We start from the raw sequence: 22,501 nt of genomic DNA, 5'->3' as shown, positions 1-22,501 counted from the left end.
GTTCGATTTCTCTTTCTTTTTTAAAAACCCCGGAGTCTTCCACACTCCGGGGTTTTCACTGTTCCACTTGGAACTCTTACATCATTTTTTACCTACAGACATTATAACACAAAACGCCGTTTCTTTTTAACACAGCTTTCCGTTGCAAATCTTAGAACTGCACAATCTCCTCAATCGGCTCTGCCTTTTCCACGTAATCTGCATAAAGCATCGGACCTTCACCCTCATACTCCGGCATATACTCATATTCTACGCGGGCACGTACTTTGACCCAGTCTTTCGTCTCAAGCAGACGGGCATTTTTTGCCTTGCACATGAAACCTAAGAACGTCATATCTGCCTCGCAACAGGTCATCGCCATACGTCCAGGAACAAAGTTGTTCTTCGGGAAATCCGGGGTTTTCAGTACCATGCCGGTAAATTCAACGGTCTTTCCACGGTAACGGTCCGGTTTATCCATCGCATCAATATACCAGATACCATATGCCTCCGGCGGAATCTCGATCACTTCGGCATTGACATCAAATGGAAGATCCGCTTCGGTCACTTCCTCAATTTCGCCCTCTGCGTCCTCAAATACGATCTGAACCTGCGGGTTCATGCCCTTTAAAGTACGGCGGTATACATCCAGATCCTCGATCTCGTCGCAACGGTTCATGATAATCATTTCCGTGTTGCGGACCATGGCACCAATCAATGGTTTCATGTTCTGCAGGTATAAATCAAATGTGGAACCATCGATGATCGTGATCTGCTGATACAGATCCCAATCGTTCGGAAGTTTCAGGGCATCCAGATTCCACATACCGTTCCACTCCATCAGAACTCGCTCCGGATTGTAAAGGAGCTCCAGATCCTGTAGGTATTCCGGCGTCAGCTTTTCCGCTTCCTCTATATAGACAACCGCTGTATGAGTCTGCTTTAAAAGCTCCTCATCATACTCTTCCTCGCCCTCTTCGCAGACAATCAGAAGTGTCTTTCCTTCGGTCTGGAAATAATCCTGCTGCATTGTAAATTTAATAAACTGGGTTTTTCCAGCTTCCAGAAAACCATTGATGAGAAACAACGGCATCTTATCTTCATTCATAGTTCATTCTCCTTGTATTTACGCGTTGAACGCTGCCTTCAGACCCTCTTCGTCCAGCTCGGCACCGATCACGCACACCTTTCCGGTAAAATCCGGTGCTCCCTCACGGATCTCAGCCTGCTCCGGAACCATATCAAAATGCAGCCATACGCCCTTTTCTTCACTCGGAACCATGCCTTTCGCACGCAGAACCTCGCCGTATTTATCACCATAAGCCAGATCATCCAGAATCTTCTGCAGATCTTCTTTCTTCATCACGCCGACATTCTCCAAGCCCCAGCTTGTAAATACATCATCTGCATGATGGTGTCCTTCGTGATCGTGGTGGTGGTCATGGCAGCCACAGCCACACTCGTCATCATGGTCGTGATGATGATGCTCATGGTCATGATGATGGTGCTCATGATCGTGATCATGACAGCCACAATCGCAGTCATCGTCATGGTGATGATGCTCGTGATCATGATCATGGCAGCCACAGTCGCAGTCATCGTCATGGTGGTGATGCTCATGATCGTGGTCATGGCAGCCACAATCGCAGTCATCGTCATGATCATGATGGTGATGATGCTCATGCATATGCTCTCTTGCCTCTTTCATCAGCTCCTCTGCCATATCATCTTCCTGCTCGATCATCTCAAGAAGCTGTGCGCCGGTCAGCTCGCTGCATGGAGTGGTCACGATGGTTGCCTTTGCATTGTGCTGGCGAAGCATCTCAACCGCGCCCTGTACCTTCTTCGGATCCGCTACATCGGTACGGCTTAACACGATCGTGCCTGCATTTTCGATCTGGTTGTTGAAAAACTCACCGAAGTTCTTCATATACATACGGCATTTGTTGACATCTACCACGGTAACCGCACTGTTTAACATAACCTCAATCTCAGAAGCTACATTTTTTACTGCATTCATAACATCAGACAGCTTGCCGACGCCTGACGGCTCGATGATAACACGATCCGGCTGATATTTGGTCAGAACTTCCTCGAGGGAACGTCCAAAATCGCCGACCAGAGAGCAGCAGATACAGCCGGAGTTCATCTCACGGATCTCGATGCCAGCGTCTTTTAAAAAACCGCCGTCAATGCCGATCTGTCCAAATTCATTTTCAATCAGAACGACTTTCTCGCCTGAAACTGCTTCTTTTAAAAGCTGTTTAATAAACGTAGTCTTTCCTGCACCCAGGAAACCGGAAATAATATCAATCTTTGTCATTTTACTTACCTTCTTTTCTGTACAAATGTGTACTGACTGTAAATCATTGTCCGCCCGGTACCTGGCATCCCGGCAATGCATAGCTTTACATCGCCCGAATCTGCCGAAGTTCCGATCAGCCACTTATTATTTTACACAAATACCTAGTAAAGTCAAGCATCGGCAAAATCCCGTTACTGGGCGAGTGTGAACAGTAACGTTTTTAGCCTCACATATATGCAGCCTTTTTGAGACCAAAAACGCCCTATAAAGACACAGTAATCGTCCGCTTCCAGCTCGCCCCAGCATACACTGCCGTGATAAGCTCTGCCAGCCAGAACGCGTGCCAGACACCGGTAGGACCGATGATCCGGCTGAGCACAAATGCGATCGGAATGATAATCACGGCATAGCGCATCAGGGAAATTTTCAGAGATTTAAGTCCCATTCCAAGTCCCTCAAACGCGCCGGAAGCAATGACGGAAACCGTTGACATGACAAAGCCCGGGCTGATGATCCGGAGCGCCGTTCTGCCGATCTCCACCGTCGAAGGCGTCTGCGTAAAAAGCCCCATCAGGAAATCCGGCACCAGCTCGCCAAGCAGGGTTCCCGCTGTCATGATAATGCCAACAATCATAAGGGCCGCGCGGAAGATCTTTTTCACCCTCTCCTGCTCGCCTGCACCGTAATTGTAACCGATCAGCGGGCGCATTCCCTGCACCACGCCGCTGGCTCCCTGATAAAGCAGTGCCTGCAGCTTGTAGTAAACACCCAGCACCAGAATATATACCTGCGAAAATGGTGCCAGAATCGCATTGAGCGCCGTCAGAAGCAGGGATGTCAGCGCCATATTGAGTGTTGCCGCGATTCCGACTGAATACATACCGCCGCAGATCTCCTTCGACGGACGCATTTCCCGCAGCGAAATCTCCACATTTAACGGTTTCACATGGTTTAAAATCAAATAAAACAGCAGCGACGCCGTCTGCCCGATTCCTGTCGCCCACGCCGCACCGCAGATTCCCAGTTCCGGCATGGGGCCTAATCCAAAGATAAAGATCGGGTCCAGCACGATATTGACGCCGCATCCAATCAAGACGGCTGCCATCGATATTTTCATCTTTCCAACCGACTGGTAGACCTTTTCATATGCCATTCCCATCGTGTCGATCGTTGAAAACAGAAACACATTGCAAAAATACGTCAGTCCGTAGGAAATCGTTACCTCATCGCTCGTAAACATCCGCAGGAAATACGGAATCACCGCCATTCCTAAAATCGTTAAAATCATTCCATGTAAGGCACTTAAAAATACTCCCTGCGATGCTGTCTGGTTCGCCATCCGTGTTTTTCCTTCGCCAAGGCGTCTCGCCACCATCGCATTGATACCAACACCAAACCCAACCCCGGCTGCGTGCGCAAGGTTCTGGATCGGATAGACAAGCGAAACCGCCGTCATCGCGTCCTCACTGATCATTGCCACGAAAATGCTGTCCACGATATTGTAGAGTGCCCCGGCGATCATCGATATGATGACCGGGATTCCCATCGAAAGCAGCAGCGGGACAACTGGTTTTTCTTTCATGTAGGTCTGATCCATTTTTCCCATCTCCATTCCCTTTTTTATTTTCCACTTTTCATGAGCGTTTCTGACACATTCTTCGCAGAAAAAACACCTGGGTTTCTTCCGCAAAGCATTTCTTATCAAATAAAAAAGAGACTACGGACTTTACTGTTTATCTCAGAAACAGTACAAACCCTATAGTCTCTTTAACGCTTAGACAAGCTATTCGATTTTCGTTTTCTATCGCCGACCAGCAACTCTGCAAGCTTTTGCTGGCGATCTGCCCATTCCGGCAACCGGATATTATTATAACCGCAAGCCATTTTATTTGTCAACCACTCCCCGGCAAATTCCTGCTGCCACCACGTTTTCTTACGGCACTTTCGGTTCCAAAAGTGCCTACCCGTGAACAGAAACATGAGCATACAGAATGTGTATGTTCTACAAAAAACATCCTATTTGCGGGCAGTAGCAGCTATCCCTCTCTGTATCAGCGAAAAGAGCAGAAACGCCGCCAGATCCACCACAACAACGCTCGCGCCCGCCGGTGTTGAGTACGTGTAGGACATCACCATTCCTCCAAAGAAACAGATCAGCGACAGAATCCCCGATGCGACGACCACGCCCCGGAAGCTCTTGAACACCCGCATGGAGGTCAGAGCCGGGAAAATAATCAGACTGGAGATCAGCATCGCGCCCATCATCCGCATTCCAATCACGATCGTGATCGCGGTCAGAACCGCTATCAGCACGTTATAGAGCGACACATTGACGCCGGTCGCCTTGGCAAAGCTCTCATCAAAGGTAACCGCAAATACTTTGTTATAGCAAAAAAGATATAATCCAAGCACCACCATGGAAAGCACCGCCGCAAACTGGACATCTTCCCGGCTCATCGCGAGAATACTTCCAAACATATAGCTGCTGACATCGGTCGTCATACCGGTTGTCAGGGAAGTTACGATAATACCGATTGCAAGCGCACTGGCCGAGATCATCGCAATCGCAGCGTCACTCTTTACTTTTCCATGTTCCGTGATCCGCAGCAGGAAAAATGCCGCCAGCACGACCACCGGAATCGAAACCTTTAAAGGTGACCAGCCTGCCGCCAGTGCAATCGAAAGGGATCCGAACGAAACATGGGATAAACCGTCTCCAATCATTGAGTAGCGTTTGAGCACCAGGCTGACACCCAGCAGAGAGGCGCAGAGAGAGACTAAAAGACCGCCGATCAGCGCCCGCACCATAAACGGGTATGATAACATTTCAGATATAATTCCCATCTTCTACACCTCCTTCTCCGCATTTCTGTCTTTCAAATGCTGTTTCGTTTCAGAATCAGTTTCCGAACCCATTTCCGGCTTCTGCATCTTCCTGATTCCATCCTTCTGCATCGGCACTCCGCATCTGTGCCCCAAAGTTGCCAGCTCTTCCCGTCCCAGGAAAGAATGAGCAATCTCACTCTTCACATATTCTTTCATCGTACCCCAGAACAGCGGCTTCTGCCGCATCTGCAAAATTTTTCCTCCCTGATGCACAATATTTGCCATATCATGGGAAACCATCAGGATTGCAACCTTTTCTTCCTGATTCAGTTTCCGGATCAGCTGATAAAAGTCCAGAATCGCCGACGGATCGAGTCCCGTGATTGGCTCATCGAGAATCAACAGCTTATCCGTCGCACAGAGCGCCCGCGCGATCAGAACACGCTGTTTCTGACCGCCGGAAAGCTCTCTGAAACAGCTTTTTTCCAGATCTCGGATTCCCAGACGATCCAGATTTGCCCGCGCCTCTTTCTTTTCTTTCATCGAATAAAACGGGCGGCTACCGCGTTTTCCCAGGCACCCGGAGATAACCACCTCAAACACAGTCGCTGGAAAGTCCTTCTGCGCGTCGGTCTGCTGCGGCAGGTAACCAATACCGGCTTTTTTTAATTCTTCTGAATATTCAATCCTGCCCGAAGTCGGTTTTAAAAGTCCCAGAATGCCCTTCATCAGGGTACTTTTTCCCGAACCATTTTCCCCGACAATGCAGATGTAATCGCCCTCATTTACCTCCAGGTTCACATCCAGCACCGCATCCTGGTTTTCATAACCAAAACCTACATGCTCACATTTTAAGAGTAATCCCATCTATAATTCCTTTCACTACTGCTCTACTCTTCTATTGTCATAAACATTCACCATGGCTAAAGACTTTTTCCCATAATCATCTATTCTTTTTATGACAATCCCTTTTTCAAGTTCTTTACGTTCTGCTCCATCAATTCCAGATAGGTAACGCCCGAATCAAACTGGTGTCTCGTCACATTGTGGCAGGAGTGGAACAACAGTGGTTCCGCGCCCGTCTCTTCCCCAATGATCTCCGCCACGCGCGGGCTGGAAAGCTCCAGGTAATAGACGGCTGGTATCTGTTCCTCCCGCACCTTATCGATCAGGTAGGCGATGGTCTTGGCACTCGGCTCCGTATCCGTACTGCATCCTGAAAATGCCGCCCTGTATTCCAGCCCATACTCATCGAAAAAGTACCGGAGTGGAAATTTATCACCGAAAACGACGAGACGCCGCTTGGCATGGGAGACAACTTCTCTGAATTCTGCATCCAATTCCGTCAATTTATCCTGATAGGACGTGCAGTTTTCTGCATAGGAAGCCGCGTGCGCCGGATCTTCCTGTTCCAGCACCTCCGCCAGCACGCCGGCCAGCTTTTTCGCATTGACCGGGGATGTCCAGATGTGCTCGTCATATTCAATCTCGACGCCGTGACCATCGTCCTCATCCAGATACTCTTGAGCGTGATCTTCATCATGAACCGCCACATCTTCCATATCATGTTCATCCTCGCTGTGAATATGCTCTTCTGTGTCGTGTTCTTCTTCACTGTAAACATGGTCCTCTGGCTCATGTTCTTCTTCACTGTGAGCATGATCTTCCGACTCATGATCGTGATCACCCGCATGAACTGTTCCATCCGCATGAACATGCGTATGTCCATGACCGTGCGCCTCTCCATCTTCCATGCCCTCGACGATCTCCTCCTGCACTACATCCACGCAGTCCATCATCGTCACGACACGCTTCGGTCCGGTGCCTTCCCCGAAGGAATCAAGCACCTGCGAAAGCCACTGTTCCATCGTACCGCCGTTGCAGACTAACAGATCTGCATTCTGGATCGTGATCATGTCCGCCGGCGTCGGCTCGAACGAATGGCTGTCCATGCCCGCCGGAACGACCATCGTCAGCCGGATCGAATCCCCGGCAATCTGCCGGAGGAAATCGTAATACGGAAATAGCGTCGTCACAACGTTTAAGCGCGTATCACCAGACGCATCTGCCCCTTTTAACGGATTCGACGATGAATCAGACGATGCAGTTTCCCGCCGTGGCGTACACGCTGTAAGAACACAGGAAAAGGCAATCAAAAAAGCAAGCATCCATGATATCCATTTACATTTAAATCCATTCTTGTGTTTTACCATATTTCTTTTTTACCCTTAACTTCTTCTATATTCAGTAAATGTTTTTCAATAAACATTTCGAATTACTCTTTCAAATATCATTTTCTTTCACAACTGTTTCTCTTTTCACAGCTATGAACAAACACAGACACTACTCCATTCTTCCATGTGACTCATTCTTTTTCTTCACAATCTCCGCTACTTCCGACGGATGTGCCACAATATACTGCGGATGGCAGCCTTCCAGCTCTTCCCGGTCACGGAAGCCCCAGAGCACGCCGACCGTGTCCATTCCGGCATTCAGCCCAGTTTCCATATCTGTATTCGTATCGCCCAGATACAGACACTCTTCCTGTTTTATACCCAGTTCCCGGCAAATGGCGAACGCCCCGTCTGGAGCCGGTTTTTTCGGCGTTCCCGCCTGCTCGCCGCGCACCACATCAAAATATCCTTTCCCAAAGAATGTCTCAATATTCACAATTGCCTGCTCATGCGGCTTGTTCGAAAGGACAGCCACATGTACACCCATCTCTTTTAACGACGCCAGCAGTTCCCGGATACCGTCATATGGCTCTACGTCTTTCAGGCAGTATTTGGAGAAATTCTCCATATAAATCGGAAGCGACGCTTCATAATGAACCAGCTTCTCATCCCCCGCCAGCACCAGCGCGCGCTTCATCTGCATCCGGTATCCATTTCCCACGATCCGTTTCGTTTCCTCCGGTGTAACATGGCGCAGTCCGAATGCATCCAATGTTAAATTTGTCACATAAGTCAGCGCATAAACCGTATTTAAAAGAGTTCCATCCAAATCAAATATACATAAGCGGTACATTGCGTTTCTTCCTTTCTGTTTCCATCTTTTCTTATAACTTTTTTGTTACTGTTCACGCATACGTGCTCAGTAACGGAATTTGCCGTGGCTTCGCATTTAAATACGGCAAATTCCTGCTGCCACCACGTTTTCTTACGGCACTTTCGGTTCCAAAAGTGCCTACCTGTGAACAGTACCACTTTTTCCCCTCACAGCCGATTCATACTTTCACAGCTACAGGCAATCATCCATACAAACTCATCTTCAACCAAACATATCGCCCCGCAAATCACGATGTTTCCTGCCTCTCCTTCTGCATCTGCTCTTCACGCTCCCGCTTCGAGAACACGCATCCGCAGTAATTCTGCCGGTATAGATGATACTGCGCCGACAGCTCGATCGAGCGCTTATATCCCTCTTTTTTCTTGAAATCCGACGGCAGAAATGCCACATGATACTCTTCTCCCATCGCCTGCCCGATCGTATTGAGGCGCCCGGCATTTTTGAGCGGACTGATCGTGAGGGTCGTCGTGAACCAGTCATAGCCGCCCTCGGCTGCCAGCTTCGCCGCTTCCCGTAGGCGCATCTCAAAACAAATACCGCAGCGCTCGCCGCCCTCCGGATCCTTCTCATGCCCCCGGACTGCCTCATAGTAGCATTCCGGGTCGTATTTTCCTTCTACAAACCGGATCGGATGCACCGCTGGAAGCTCCCGGATCAGCCGCTGTACCTCCTCCGTGCGCGCCTCATATTCCTCTTTCGGTGAAATATTCGGATTGTAGTAGAACACCGTAATCGAAAAATACTGCGACAGATATTCCAGCACGTAGCTGCTGCACGGCGCACAACAGCTGTGGAGAAATAAAGTCGGAACTCTGCCGTCCCGGACTGCTGCATCCAGCACTTTTTCCATTTCTTTCTGATAATTCCATTTCGCCGTCTGTGTCTTTCTGGCTGGCGGATTTTTCATTGGTTCCGACATTTTTCTCTCCTCTTTCTATAAGTTCCCATCTGTCCGTGCATTTTCCTTCCAGCACACGATACTTCTATCCGAAACGCTTCTTTCCTGACAAACATCATTTCCATCCTTAGACGTTATATGAAGATATGCACAATAATTCATATTCTTCAAAACTTGAAAAAGCAGCCTGTACCCACGGACGGGTACAAACTGCTTTATCTTTTTATTAAACCTTTCAGGAAATTCCAAACAAATTTCCCTTTTTATCAAAGTGATACAACTCTTACAGGAAATCGCGAATCCGCTTGCTCCGGACCGGATTTCTTAATTTACGAAGTGCTTTTGCCTCGATCTGGCGGATACGCTCTCTCGTTACATTGAATGCTTTTCCGACCTCTTCCAGGGTTCTCGGATGTCCGTCCTCCAGACCAAACCGGAGAATAATAACCTGACGCTCTCTCTCCTTCAGGTCTCCAAGCAATGCATCGATATGCTCACGCAGCATAACAGATTCTACATTCCCTTCCGGCGTTACCACGTTGCCGTCCGCTACGAAATCACCCAGATTGGAATCGTCTTCCTCACCGATCGGGGTTTCCAGGGAAGCTGGCTCACGTGCGATCTGCATGATCTCCATGACCTTATCCTCGGACATACCAAGCGCCTCGGAAAGCTCTGCCACCGACGGCTCATAGCCCAGTTCCAGCGTCAGCTTACGCTGCATCTTGGACATCTTGTTGATCGTCTCTACCATATGCACCGGGACACGGATAGTTCTCGCCTGATCCGCCAGAGCCCTTGTAACAGACTGACGAATCCACCAGGTCGCATATGTACTTAACTTATAACCCTTTGTATAATCAAACTTCTCAACGCCCTTAATAAGACCCAGATTGCCTTCCTGAACCAGATCCAGGAAGCTCATGCCGCGTCCTGTATAGCGCTTTGCAATGCTGACAACCAGGCGCAGGTTTGCCTCAATCAGGCGCTCTTTTGCATTCACATCCCCCTCTGCTTTGCGCTTTGCAAGGCGGATCTCCTCCTCCGCGCTCAGAAGCGGAACGGTACCAATCTCTTTCAGGTACATGCGGACCGGATCTTCCGTGCCGATTCCCTCTAACAGATCGATCGCATCCAGATCGATATCCTCTTCCTCGTTCTTGAGGAATTCATCATCCACATCATCATCGAGCATCGAATCATTTTCCTTGAGGATCGAATCATCGATCACCTCCGGAATGACATCAATATTATTCTGCTCCAGATAATTGTAAATCTGCTCCATCTGCTCTGTCTGCAGATTATCGCCCATAAAAAAGTTATTGATCTCTGTCACGTCCAGCGCGTTCTGCTTGGACTTTGCTAACTCTACCAGTTTCCTTAACTTACCTAAAAAATTTTCTTTCTCCACGAATTAACGTCCTTTCGATTTATTTCGCTTAGAAGTTTCTTTATATCTAACGTGATATTGTCCCTCGATTGTTTGTGTGCTTTTATTTCCCTGCACCTTTCCCTGCAATATCCCGAAAGTACATTATATACGATTAAATTTTATTTTTCAACAATTTTCGAAATTTTTCGATCTATTTCTATTTAGGCAGTTACTGTTCACGCATACGTGTCCAGTAACGCAATTTTCCGTGGCTTCGCATTTAAATACGGCAAATTCCTGCTGCCACCACGTTTTCTCACGGCACTTTCGGTTCCAAAAGTGCCTACCCGCGAACAGTAACTTCAGGCACCCTGATCGCAATCTCTCTTGGTTTATTTTCAATCACGACCTCTGTCTGACTTCCGCCAAACTCACCGTCCAGCGACCAGTCCACCAGCTCCTCCGACTGTACCGTCAGTTTCGAGGTGCGGAACTTGAATACGCATTCATTTTCGCCCTCTCTCTGAATCAGATAAGCAGCAATACTTGCAATGTCAAGCGGCGTGCGCGGTTTCCGGACCAGAAGCACCTCAAACTCCCCGTCATCCAGCGCCACGTCCATACCAACCAGTCCTTTAAAACCTCCGATCGAGGTCGTATTGGTCACCATTCCCAGAATAAATTCCTCTTCCAATTCTCTCTGCTCCCCCAGATGTTCCCACGTAAGGCGCATCCGGTAGGATTTAAGCCCTGTCAGGCGTTTGATGGCTTCCAGCATATATGCCTGATGCCCCAAAATATTTTTCGTCTCCTGCGGGGTCGAATAGGATACCTCCGTAAATGCTCCGAACGCCGCCACATAGACGAAATATCGGTTTTTACCGAATACACCGACATCCACCAGAAATGGTTTTCCCAGCGCAGCTGTCTGCGCCGCTTTCCGCATATTTTTCGGAAGTCCCAGACTGGATGCGAAATCATTCGTGGAACCCGACGGGATATATCCTAACTCCGGGCGCTTTTCCGGAGTGATCGTCATCAGCCCCGATACCACCTCGTTGAGCGTACCGTCCCCGCCGCTGCACACGACCAGTTCCTTCGTTTTCGCACGTGCCGCCTGATACTCCGCGTCCTTCGGGCCCTGCGTAATATAAACAGACGGTCCATAGCCCGCCTTTACAAAACTATCTAAAATTTCAAGAAGACGACTTCGAATCTGTTCTTTGCCAGATCTCGGATTGATGATAAAAAGCATTTTTTTCATAATCGCCATTTCTCCTGTTTCCCCACACTAACAGTATTTCATATTAATATATTTGTATACACGCGAAATGCATTGGGGATCGGATAGCGATCCTGCAGCTGTGCCCGGCACACCATCAAAACTGCTTTATCCTGATAGCCGGATGCCCGTTTCAAGCGGATTCTGCGTCCACACATATGCCATTCAACATGGGAAAAAATGTGGACTGCATCCGGCAGATCCTCGGTTTCCCTGATATCCGCCTCCGCGATCCCCAGTTCTTTCGCTGCCTCCGCCGCACTCTTTTTTCCGTCCAGATTGACATATTCGTAGAGGGACGCCAACAATCCCTTGCTGCTGCGCTTGCGGATCGCCACCGTATCCTCCCACTCAATCAGGCAGACCGTTTTTTCCTCGATCCGGCGCGGCTTTTTCGGCGGCTTGACCGGATATTGCTCCTCCTCTCCCCGCCGGTGCGCCAGACAAAGGGATTCCAGCGGGCACTTCTCACAGAGCGGACGTCCGCCCGGGATGCAGACAAGCGCGCCCAGCTCAATCCATGCCTGATTATATTCACCTGGATGAAATAGCTCTTCTGACCGTAATGCCGTGGAAACCTCACCGGCTAACAAATAGGAATCTCTTTCCTCCGTCCGGCGCACAAGTTCCGCCTCCAGGCGCCGCTCATATTTCTTTCGAAGCGCCGGCTTCGTGCTGTCCTGTGGGTCAGCAAACAGGCGTGTCAGAACACGCACCACATTTCCATCCAGCGCCGGAGCCGGCAGATCATACGCGATCGACGCAACTGCCCCGGCTGTATAACTTCCGATGCCCGGAAGTTTCAATATCTCATCCCGCGACGCAGGCATCTGACCGCCGTAGTCTTCCATCAGGCAGACCGCTGCCTTTTTTAGGTTCCGGGCTCTGGAATAATACCCAAGTCCCTCCCACAGCTTCAAAAGCCGCTCTTCGTCCACCTGTGCGAGCGAGGTGATGTCCGGGAGTGCTTCCATAAAACGGGCAAAGTACGGTTTGACCGCCTCTACCCGCGTCTGCTGCAGCATGATCTCCGAAATCCAGACCGAATACGGTTCCGGATTCTCCCGCCACGGAAGGAGCCGCCGGTTTTTCCGGTACCAGGAGAGCAATGGAGCGCCGGATGCCGCCAGCCTCTCTTCTTCCGCATAAGGTATTTCCCCCTCTAAAGGCTTCAACGACGCATAAAAATCTTTATACATATCCGTAAATGCCCCGGACAGATACCTCTCCTGAGATCACCTTGCATACCTTTCCGTCTTCTGTGCGGACCAGCAGTTCGCCCATCTCATCAATTCCAAGCGCCATGCCCGTATACTCATTGCCCGGAGACAGGACGCGCACCTGTGTACCGCAGTTTGCCAGACGGCTGTTATAAACGTCCATCAGGGATTTCATGTTCTGGTTTTCCATGAATTTATCATAATATCCCTCATACGCACGCATGATCGCGGCGATAAGCTGGCTGCGGCGCACTTCTTTTCCTGTCTCCAGATACAGAGACGTTGCCACATCCCGAATCTCCTCCGGGAACTCGTGATTTGCAACGTTGATACCAATACCAGTCACGATATAATTAATACACTCTAATTCCGTGCTCATCTCGGTCAGGATACCACAGACCTTCTTTCCATTGACGACGATATCGTTCGGCCACTTGATCTTTGCCTCCAGATCACAAACCTCCCGAATCCCGTCGGCAACTGCCAGAGCCGCCACCAGCGTCAGCATCGACGCGCAGGTCGGAGGAAGCTCCGGGCGCAGAAGCAGGCTCATCCAGATGCCGACGCCATGCGGCGCCGCCCAGCTTCTTCCGCGGCGTCCCTTCCCCATCGACTGATAATCCGCGACTGCCAGCGTACCGTGCGGGGCATCTTTCTCCGCCGCTTTCTTGATCTCGGTATTGGTTGAATCCGTCTCGTCAAAATATAAAATATTTTTTCCAGCCCACTCGCTGTCGATGCTGCTCTCCAGCTCTGCCTGGCTGAGAACATCGCCCAGGAAACGCAGCCGGTAACCGCGGTTCCGGACCGCCTCTATCTCATATCCTTCTGCCTCCAACTGTTTGATAACTTTCCAGACTGCCGTCCGTGATACATTTAAACGCTCACAGATCTCCTGTCCGGACAGGTAATCATCCGTTTCTTTTAACATTCGCAAAACTTCTGTTTTCACTTTTATTACCCCCACCATATTGTAAGTGTACTGACAATACATAAAAGGAACAATCCTGCTCCCACTGCCATCAGGACCATTCCGCCGGTTCGCAGATGCTTTCTTCCCCTTCCCCGGCGATAGCGGTCATAGCCATTGGCAAAATTCAGTACCGCCGCCAGAAGAAAGATTACCGGAAACAAAATCCGGTTTTCATCCGGGTTCAGAAACGCAAGAACCGCAAATATCACGATCAATATACCCACTACGATATGAAGCATATCCAGGGCAAACGCGATATTCGCGCTTTTCTTTCTTTTTTCCTGCAAGTTCAACGCATCCACTCCTTACTTATATTCGCAAACAACAGCCTCATTCTTCATATAGCACATAGCTTCTTGCATATACCCTTTCATCAACATATATGGGTATACATATCACTATGGGATATTATACCGAATGTCCGCAGGCTTGTCAAAAAAGAAATCGAAAAAGGCTGCGGTTCCTGCTTTACATAACCATCAGCCTTTTCTTATACCTTCTTTTTATAACTTAGAGCTGCTCACTCCCGGCTACTCTGCCTTTTGAACATCCGTGCCAACTTCCGTCAGACCCTTTACCAGACCGGCAATGCCCTGGATCTCGGACGGGATGATGATCTTCGTCGCCTTGCCGTCCGCTGCTTTGGCAAATGCCTCCAGGCTCTTGAGCTGCAGCACTGCATTGTCCGCGCCTGCTTCCTTGATGAAACGAAGTCCGTCTGCTTCCGCCTTCTGGACTTTGAGGATCGCTTCCGCCTCACCTTCTGCCTCGCGGATCATCTTTTCCTTCTGTGCCTCTGCACGCAGGATCGCCGCTTCCTTCTCTGCTTCTGCTTCCAGAATCGCGGACTCTTTCTTACCTTCGGCTACCAGGATCGTCGATTTCTTCTCGCCTTCGGCACGGAGAATGGACTCACGGCGCTCACGCTCTGCCTTCATCTGTTTCTCCATCGCATCCTGAATGGCTGCCGGAGGAATGATATTTTTCAACTCGACACGGTTTACCTTGATTCCCCACGGATCTGTCGCCACATCGAGTGCAGCGCGCATCTTCGTGTTGATCGTCTCACGGGAGGTTAAGGTCTGGTCAAGTTCGAGATCACCGATGATATTTCGAAGGGTGGTCGCCGTCAGGTTCTCGATCGCCATAATCGGGTTCTCAACACCATAAGCAAACAGCTTCGGATCCGTGATCTGGAAAAATACAACCGTATCAATCTTCATCGTAACGTTATCCTTCGTGATAACCGGCTGCGGTGCAAAATCTACAACCTGCTCTTTTAAAATGACTCTTTTTGCCACGCGGTCAATGAACGGCACCTTGAAATGCACGCCAACCGACCATGTCTCCAGATAAGCACCCAGACGCTCTACGACTAATGCCTGTGCCTGCGGCACGATCCGGATACAGGATGACAAAATCAGAAGTACCACAATCGCAATGACAAGAAAACTGATAACTGCTCCCATATTTCCTACTCCTCCTTACATTTGCTGACAATCAGCTTGACGCCGCTGACCGCCTGAATCTGTACCATCGTATCCCTCGGAATCCGGCTTCCATCCGCCGAGCGTGCCGTCCATTCCTGGCCGGACACCATCGCCGTTCCTCTCGCCTCGTCGTTATCAATCTCTGCGGTTACCCGCGCTTTTTTACCCACCAGCGCGTCCACATTGGTCCGCACCGTCTTCTGATTGATATACCGGAGTGCCAATGGTCTTGTTGAATACAAAAGAAGGAATGAAACAACGACAAACACTGCCAGCTGAATGTAAAGATTCACTCCCGCGATCGACAGGACACACGCAATCAGAGCGCCTCCAGCAAACCAGATCGAAGTCAGCGCCATCGACGCTGCTTCCAGCCCGATACACACTACAAACACCGCCAGCCAGACACACCATACTGCCATGTCATCCCCTCCTTCCATATAGGTCTTTTGACCCTGATATCTTAAAACTAGTATACGATATTTTCTGACATTTATCAACCAATCAGCTCTGTTTTTGAACTTACGGTTTTATTACAAACTTCTTAATGGAACATATCGATCTGCAGTTCAATTTATTTCTTCACAGCTCTCTATTTGCACAAACTATCCGGCTTAAAACATTGTTTCAAAAAATGCAATTTACTGCCGTCTCTGCCGTGCCGTCTCAAACAGCAGCACCGAAGCCGCCACCGCTGCATTGAGGGATTCAACCTTTCCAGCCATCGGAATCCTCACCCACGCGTCAGCAAGCGCCGCCGTCTCCCCGGTCAGACCATTTGCCTCATTTCCGATCAGGAAGCCGGACGGACCTGTATAATTTTCTTCTTCGTAGTTATGTTTCCCCTTTAAATGCGCAGCATAGAGGCGGATTCCCTGCTTTTTTACTTCCCCGATCGTCTGATGCAGGTCGTCCGTGTAGATAAACGGCACCCGGTAGATCGAGCCCATCGTGGAACGGATGACCTTCGGGCTGTAAATATCAGCTGAACCACGGTCAAGAATGATGCCTGTCACACCCGCCCCCTCTCCGGCACGCAGGATTGTTCCCAGATTACCCGGATCCTGCAGCGTCTCCAGAATCACAAGCTCCGGTGCCTTTCCGTCCGGGCTATTTTTCAGCACATCTGAGAGCTGATAGGAAAACTGTTCCGCTACCGCCAGGATACCCTGCGGTGTCTGGGTGTCCGACATATGGCGCATGACCTCATCCGTCACCGTCTCATACCGGCAGCCAGCCAGCAGTTTTTCTGCTCTTTCCCCCTGCTGGCGCAGAAAATTTTCCGACACATAGACTTCGCGGCGTCTCTCCACCGGCAGTTCCCCGAACATCTTCGGACCTTCCACCAAAAAGACGCCCTGTTCCCGTCTTGCTTTTGCTTTCTTTGCAAGCGCCGTCACCGCTCTGACACGGGCGTTGCCCGTGCTCGCGATCACAGGCTGCCTCCTGCCGTGTTCGTCTCCGGCACTCCGTAAACGCAATCCTCATCCAGTGTTTCCAGCTCCTCCAGCCACAGGCGGCTGCACGCATCGCTCGGCATACGCAGGTCGCCGCGCGGTGATACTGCAGCAGAACCTACCTTCGGACCATCCGGCAGGCAGGAACGCTTAAACTGCTGGTTGAAGAAACGGCGGTAGAACACCTTCAGCCATTTAAGGATCGTTTCCTTATCATAAGCACCGTCAAATGCCTGACGCGCCAGGCGGTAAATCTTGCCCGGACAGTAGCCGAATCTTAATATGTAGTAGAGATAGAAATCATGCAGCTCATAAGGACCAACCAAATCCTCCGTTTTCTGTGCAATCTTTCCATCCTCCTCCGGCGGCAGAAGCTCCGGGCTGACCGGCGTATCCAGTACATCCAGCAGAATATCAGAAAGCTCTTTCTCGCCACAGGTATCTGCATAATAGCGCACCAGATGGCGCACCAGCATCTTCGGAACCGAGCAGTTGACACCGTACATCGACATATGATCGCCGTTGTAGGTCGCCCAGCCAAGCGCCAGCTCCGACATATCGCCGGTACCGATGACAAGACCGCCGATCTTATTGGCAAGGTTCATCAGAACCAGCGTCCTCTGGCGTGCCTGTGAATTTTCATACGTTACATCATGAACCGACGGATCCTGCTCAATGTCACGGAAGTGGATAGTAACTGCCTCTCGGATATCGACTTCTTTCAAGGTTGCACCCAGCTTTTTCGTGAGCTGGCAGGCATTCTGGTACGTCCGGTCAGTCGTACCAAAGCACGGCATCGTCACAGACAGGATATTTTCACGCGGAATCCCCAGCAGATCAAAGGCGCGCACGGTTACTAAAAGGGCCAGCGTTGAATCCAGACCGCCTGAAATACCAACGACAGCATGGCGGCATCCGGTATGTTTGAGACGTTTTTTCAATCCCATCGCCTGGATCGAAAGGATCTCCTCGCAGCGGCGGTTCCGGCTGCCCGCATCGTGTGGGACAAACGGGGTCGGATCGATCGCGCGCTCCAGCGCAAGCGGTTTCCGATCCAGCGTAAAGCTTACAAACCGGTAATCCTCACGGCCTTCTGTCTGATAGGTCGTCATCCGGCGGCGCTCACATTCCAGACGTTCCAAATCGATATCTGCGTAGATCGTCTGATTCTCAAATCGCGCTGACTCCGACAGGATATTGCCATTCTCAGCGATAATATTCTGGCCGCCAAAAACGAGATCCTGGGAAGACTCTCCCTCGCCCGCATTGGCGTAAATATACGCACAGAGAAGCCGCGCCGACTGACCGCTGATCAGACTTCTGCGGTACTCGCTCTTGCCTGTCACCTCATCGCTGGCAGAACAGTTGACGATCACCGTTGCCCCCGCCGACGCGTGTGCAATACTCGGTGGATTTAAAACCCAGACGTCCTCGCAGATCTCCGCCCCCACGACGAGATTTTCCACATTGTCACAGGAAAATAAAAGCTTCATTCCCATTGGCACCTGATAACCGTCCCAGGAAACCTCGATTGTCTTTTCCCAGCCCGGGTTGAAATAACGTCCCTCATAAAATTCAGAATAGTTTGGAATCCATCTCTTCGGAACCAGACCGAGCAGCTTTCCATCCTGGATCGCCGCTGCCACATTGTACAATTTATTGTTGTATTCCCACGGAAGTCCTACAAATACAAGCATTGAATCGCCAGCTGTAAAGGCGATCAGCTTCCTAAGCTCTTCCTTTGCCTTCGCCAGCAGCGATTTCTGGATAAACAGCTCACCGCACGTATATCCCGTCAGCACCAGCTCTGGAAATACCATAATCGAAGCGCCCTTTTTGCGCCCTTCCTCTATCCGTTCACAAACCTGTTCCCGGTTGTACTCTACATCTGCCACCTTCACTTCCGGCGTTGACGCGGCAACCCGGATAAAGCCATCTCTTATCATATGGTTTGTCTCCCTTATAAATGATTTTTAGAAACACATATTTATTGTAGCGGTCACTATACAAAAAGTCAAACACATAGGACGAAGTTTCCTATGACATAAAAAGAGAGCCGCTTTTCCCCCACAGAAAGCAGCTCTCCGGTCACGTTCACAACCGTTACATTAAATAGTTTGATTGCTGTATGTAAATATACCACTCTTTTCCAATTTTGTCAACGTCACCTTTGTCATTTTGCACAATAAATCTTTTTCTTTTTTCGACAAGAAAAAGCAATTTTCACAGTTCTTTTTTACGAATCTTTCCGCTTTCAGTCTTTGGAAACTCCTTTAGCAAGGCAAATTCGCGCGGGATCTCATAATCTGCCAGTCTTTCCGCCAAAAATTCCCGAATTGCCATATTGGTACAACCACATTTCCCGCTGTCACTTCCGACATTTTCTAGTATATCGGAATTTCAAAAGATTGCCAAACTTGTACCACTGAAGGTTTACAAATTGTTTTTCTTTTTACTCAACTGCCAGAACGGATATTTCACGATACCGGCTGTGTTATTGTTTTGTCATTGTGACATACTCCCTCCACTTAGCCAACGCTGGAAGTGGGGGCTTCTCGTTCGATTGCCCTATTGGGCAAAGCATAGGCGAGCTATCCCCGTGCGTCCCACGGTTCTGTTATTATGAACGGGACTGTTTCGTATCTACGCAGTCCCGAACAAAATCTACGTTTTTGGGGGAAATCAGGAGATTTTTCTTTCTGTATCAAGTTCAACTCCCGATATCCTCAAGCCTTCCCTGCAAATATTGATAGCTGCATTCTCATCACGGTTCATCTGATTTCCGCAGGTGCAGCTATACATACGGTCTTCCAGTTTTAGATCTTTTTTGAGTTTTCCGCAGCAGCTGCAGATTTTTGAACTGGGGTACCACTTATCGATACGAACCAGTTTCTTACCGGCACGTTCTAATTTGTAGGAAAGAAAATCCGTAAACATTCCCCATCCATTATCATGAACACTCTTTCCAAACCTTGAATCCTGGCTCATTTCTTTCATGTTCAAAGATTCTATGCACACAAGATCATAAAAATTGGTTATCTTTCTGGATTCCTTGTGCAGATAATCTTTCCGCTGACGTGCAATATGAGCATGGAGCCTGGCTATTTTCTTTTTCTGTTTCATGTAACGGCTGCTCCCCTTTTCGCAATGACTCAGCCTGCGCTGCTCCCTTGCAAGTTTTTCCTGGGACATTCGGAAAAAGTGAGGATAGTCTGCATGAGCTCCATTGGAATCTACATACAATTCACTCATGGAAAAATCAAGTCCGATTGCGATTTTTACTGGTCTGATTTCATATTCCGGTTCTTCTGCCGCATATAGTAATGACACATAATACTTGTCATCTGCTTCCTGGCTGACGGTGGCACCCTTCAATATATAACTATCATCGATACTCCGATGCTGTTTTATGCGGATCCAACCTGCTTTCGGAAGTTTCAGTTTACCATTCTGCAAAGTAATATTTCCATTTACGCAGTTTGTCGTATAACTTCTTACCGGATTTTTTTTTGACTTGAACTTCGGAAAACCAACCGAAGAATCTCGAAAGAAGTTCTTATAGGCAGCCTGCAGATGCAGCTGTGCATTACACAATGCCAGGCTGTCTACCTCCTTCAGCCACGGAAACTCCGCCTTATACTTTGCAGGCGTAACCTTTAATACTTTTCCGGTTTTCTCATAATATTCTTTCTTCTCTACCAGCATCCGGTTATACACGAAACGCACACAGCCAAATGTCCTTGCAAATAATTCTTTTTGAGATTTATTCGGGTAAATCCGAAAACGGTACACGATGTTCACTCTTATTTTCTCCCTGCGTTTCTATGTACTGGCGGATGACCTCAATGGGTGCACCACCAGCACTTAACAGGCAAAAACTCTGGCTCCAGAACATTTCTTTCCAAAGCTTCTGCCGAATCTCCGGATACTCTTTTTTATCAATCGGCTGCTTGCGCTTTTATACGCATTAATAAATTTGCTGAGTTCCGATTTCGGATGGGCCCGGAACATGATCCCGATCATGATTCCATTCCTCTAATGTAACATGATACTTCGGAGCGATATATTCAAAAATCTCCCGGGTCCAATCAGAAACAGGATCCGTCAGTACCTTTTTTCGGTATTTTATAACCAGAATCAAATGATAATAGAGTAAAAATACTGAGTGTGCATTACTATCTAATTTTCTCATAAAATCAGCCTTTCCTTTTGCTTTCGACTGATTATATCATAACACAAGAACGCTTGTTTGTCTATGTCTTTTAGAACGTTTGTTCTCACATGTTTATTTTCATTTATGTGCAGTTTTAATATGCCAGATATTGCATGATTTTCCCAAAAGGCAATTCATCTCACCACCTAGAGAGGATGGTAGAATTCTTGCAAAGTGTTGTTAAACGGTTGCTTTTCACTTCCGATGAATTTATAATAACGCCATAGGTTACAGTCTGAAACCAATCCCCGACGCAATGCGGATCTGGGGCGGACATTATAAACCGACACAGGAGGATACTGCCAAATGATCACCATTCAAAATCCGCTGACCTTTACTTCCTCTTATCCGCCCAAACGGTTAGGAGCTATCTCCGATCTGCTCTTTTTCGATATCGAGACGACCGGCTTTTCCGGCGACTACGCCTCGGTCTATCTGATCGGCTGCGTCTGGCACGACGGAAACACCTGGATTCTGACCCAGTATTTTGCCGAGACGAGGGATGCGGAGGAAGAGGTTCTCGACGCTTTTTTTGCACTTCTCCGGACAAAGCGCATCCTCGTCCATTTCAACGGCGACGGGTTTGACATTCCATTTCTGACGAAACGCTGTGTTTTTTATAAAAAGGACTGGAATTTTGAAGCAGTTGAAAGTTTTGATATTTATAAGAAAATACGCCCATTAAAGAAATTGCTGGGACTTGAAAATCTGAAACAAAAAAGCATCGAGCGGTTCCTCGGCATTGCCCGCGAAGATAAGTACAACGGCGGTCAGCTCATCGAGGTTTACGGTGAATATTTACAGACGCACTCTGAGCTGCTGAAACACCTTCTGATTCTCCATAACGAGGATGACTTAAAGGGAATGCCGCAGATTCTGCCGATTCTCGCCTACCCGGACTTTCTGACCGGCGATTTTTCTTTCAAAGGTTCAGAAAGCCGTGATATCCCATATGCAGACGGAAACTCAGAAAAGCACCTGCTGCTTCACTATGAAAGCCCCGTCTCTCTGACAAGCGGATTCCAGTTTTCCATCGGTGAGCTGGAGCTGTCGGCGGAGGGAAACCGCCTGACGCTCGACCTTCCATTATATTCCGGGGAACTGAAACGATTTTACAGCGATTATGAGAATTATTACTATATGATCTACGAGGACTGCGCCATCCACAAAAGTGTCGGTCAGTATGTGGATCGCTCCGCCCGCAAGAAGGCAACCGCCAAAACGTGCTACACCCGCACAGCCGGGCTGTTTGTGCCGCAGCCGCTTCTTGCAGATGGCACTCCGATGTGGCATGAATGCCTGAAAGCAAACTATAAGAGTAAGCAGCTGTTTGTGCCGTATTCAGAACAGCTTTTCACAGATCCAGAGACGGCAGTGCTGTACTTACATAATTATCTGAGAGAATTGTCCTTATAAA

At 48.9% G+C, this 22,501-nt stretch carries 19 protein-coding genes and 2 pseudogenes; 1 reads left to right on the top strand and 20 read right to left on the bottom strand.

The features are described 5' to 3' along the window. Window positions 1-151 precede the first annotated feature (151 nt). From DW931_RS06615 to tnpA, 20 genes and pseudogenes are all read right to left on the bottom strand, one after another. Complete coding sequence (locus DW931_RS06615; RefSeq protein WP_022359817.1) at window positions 152-1,087, bottom strand: GTP-binding protein; 936 nt, start codon at window positions 1,085-1,087, stop codon at window positions 152-154. 18 nt (window positions 1,088-1,105) lie between these two features. Next, the gene (locus DW931_RS06610) at window positions 1,106-2,302 is read right to left on the bottom strand and encodes a CobW family GTP-binding protein (RefSeq protein ID WP_118626930.1); all 1,197 of its coding nucleotides are present in this window, start codon (window positions 2,300-2,302) and stop codon (window positions 1,106-1,108) included. A gap of 244 nt (window positions 2,303-2,546) precedes the next feature. Beyond that, on the bottom strand, window positions 2,547-3,896 hold the full coding sequence (locus tag DW931_RS06605; RefSeq protein ID WP_347559434.1) for an MATE family efflux transporter: 1,350 nt from the start codon (window positions 3,894-3,896) through the stop codon (window positions 2,547-2,549). Window positions 3,897-4,300: 404 nt separating this feature from the next. Beyond that, on the bottom strand, window positions 4,301-5,128 hold the full coding sequence (locus DW931_RS06595; RefSeq protein WP_107000157.1) for a metal ABC transporter permease: 828 nt from the start codon (window positions 5,126-5,128) through the stop codon (window positions 4,301-4,303). 147 nt (window positions 5,129-5,275) lie between these two features. Then, window positions 5,276-5,977, bottom strand: a pseudogene (locus DW931_RS06590) (ABC transporter ATP-binding protein); the annotation flags it as partial. 89 nt (window positions 5,978-6,066) lie between these two features. Next, window positions 6,067-7,323, bottom strand: a complete 1,257-nt coding sequence (locus DW931_RS06585) for a metal ABC transporter substrate-binding protein (RefSeq protein WP_118481785.1) — start codon at window positions 7,321-7,323, stop codon at window positions 6,067-6,069. Between the two features lie 130 nt (window positions 7,324-7,453). Then, window positions 7,454-8,137, bottom strand: a complete 684-nt coding sequence (locus DW931_RS06580; protein WP_107000160.1) for an HAD family hydrolase — start codon at window positions 8,135-8,137, stop codon at window positions 7,454-7,456. Window positions 8,138-8,405: 268 nt separating this feature from the next. Then, window positions 8,406-9,098, bottom strand: coding sequence for an epoxyqueuosine reductase QueH (locus DW931_RS06575; RefSeq protein ID WP_118481786.1), 693 nt, complete (start codon window positions 9,096-9,098; stop codon window positions 8,406-8,408). Between the two features lie 262 nt (window positions 9,099-9,360). Then, a complete protein-coding gene (rpoD, locus tag DW931_RS06570; RefSeq protein WP_022359808.1) occupies window positions 9,361-10,488 on the bottom strand; it encodes an RNA polymerase sigma factor RpoD in 1,128 nt (375 codons plus the stop codon). 304 nt (window positions 10,489-10,792) lie between these two features. Further along, entirely contained in the window at window positions 10,793-11,713 is a 921-nt protein-coding gene (locus DW931_RS06565) for a YegS/Rv2252/BmrU family lipid kinase (protein WP_107000161.1), read from the bottom strand. Window positions 11,714-11,751: 38 nt separating this feature from the next. Continuing rightward, window positions 11,752-12,930 (bottom strand): A/G-specific adenine glycosylase, encoded by a 1,179-nt coding sequence (locus DW931_RS06560; RefSeq protein WP_118481787.1) that lies wholly within the window; start codon window positions 12,928-12,930, stop codon window positions 11,752-11,754. Then, the gene (locus DW931_RS06555; RefSeq protein ID WP_118293273.1) at window positions 12,923-13,903 is read right to left on the bottom strand and encodes a biotin--[acetyl-CoA-carboxylase] ligase; all 981 of its coding nucleotides are present in this window, start codon (window positions 13,901-13,903) and stop codon (window positions 12,923-12,925) included. Before DW931_RS06555 ends, DW931_RS06560 begins: the two co-directional genes overlap by 8 nt. A gap of 5 nt (window positions 13,904-13,908) precedes the next feature. Beyond that, window positions 13,909-14,217, bottom strand: a complete 309-nt coding sequence (locus DW931_RS06550; RefSeq protein WP_118481788.1) for a DUF6637 family protein — start codon at window positions 14,215-14,217, stop codon at window positions 13,909-13,911. A gap of 237 nt (window positions 14,218-14,454) precedes the next feature. Continuing rightward, window positions 14,455-15,393 (bottom strand): SPFH domain-containing protein, encoded by a 939-nt coding sequence (locus DW931_RS06545; RefSeq protein ID WP_022359803.1) that lies wholly within the window; start codon window positions 15,391-15,393, stop codon window positions 14,455-14,457. Window positions 15,394-15,398: 5 nt separating this feature from the next. Next, complete coding sequence (locus tag DW931_RS06540; RefSeq protein WP_118481789.1) at window positions 15,399-15,836, bottom strand: NfeD family protein; 438 nt, start codon at window positions 15,834-15,836, stop codon at window positions 15,399-15,401. Between the two features lie 219 nt (window positions 15,837-16,055). Beyond that, complete coding sequence (locus tag DW931_RS06535; protein ID WP_118626929.1) at window positions 16,056-16,850, bottom strand: RNA methyltransferase; 795 nt, start codon at window positions 16,848-16,850, stop codon at window positions 16,056-16,058. Then, window positions 16,847-18,814: an NAD(+) synthase gene (locus DW931_RS06530; RefSeq protein WP_182429117.1), complete on the bottom strand. Its 1,968-nt coding sequence runs from the start codon at window positions 18,812-18,814 to the stop codon at window positions 16,847-16,849. Before DW931_RS06530 ends, DW931_RS06535 begins: the two co-directional genes overlap by 4 nt. A 280-nt stretch (window positions 18,815-19,094) precedes the next feature. After that, entirely contained in the window at window positions 19,095-19,214 is a 120-nt protein-coding gene (locus tag DW931_RS06525; RefSeq protein WP_117796415.1) for a hypothetical protein, read from the bottom strand. A 339-nt stretch (window positions 19,215-19,553) separates the two neighbouring features. Further along, the gene (locus DW931_RS06520) at window positions 19,554-20,672 is read right to left on the bottom strand and encodes an RNA-guided endonuclease TnpB family protein (protein ID WP_118481791.1); all 1,119 of its coding nucleotides are present in this window, start codon (window positions 20,670-20,672) and stop codon (window positions 19,554-19,556) included. Further along, window positions 20,635-21,063 (bottom strand): annotated as a pseudogene (gene tnpA / locus DW931_RS06515) (IS200/IS605 family transposase). The gene DW931_RS06520 and the pseudogene tnpA overlap by 38 nt, the downstream one beginning before the upstream one ends. Before the next feature lie 327 nt (window positions 21,064-21,390). On the opposite strand from tnpA, the gene DW931_RS06510 reads away from it, so the two are divergent. Further along, window positions 21,391-22,500: a ribonuclease H-like domain-containing protein gene (locus DW931_RS06510; protein WP_118481792.1), complete on the top strand. Its 1,110-nt coding sequence runs from the start codon at window positions 21,391-21,393 to the stop codon at window positions 22,498-22,500. Window position 22,501: the final 1 nt, after the last annotated feature.

The organism is Clostridium sp. AM43-3BH, from assembly GCF_003479985.1.
Classification (GTDB): domain Bacteria; phylum Bacillota; class Clostridia; order Lachnospirales; family Lachnospiraceae; genus Otoolea; species Otoolea fessa.
This window is presented reverse-complemented; position numbering and strand designations above follow the sequence as displayed.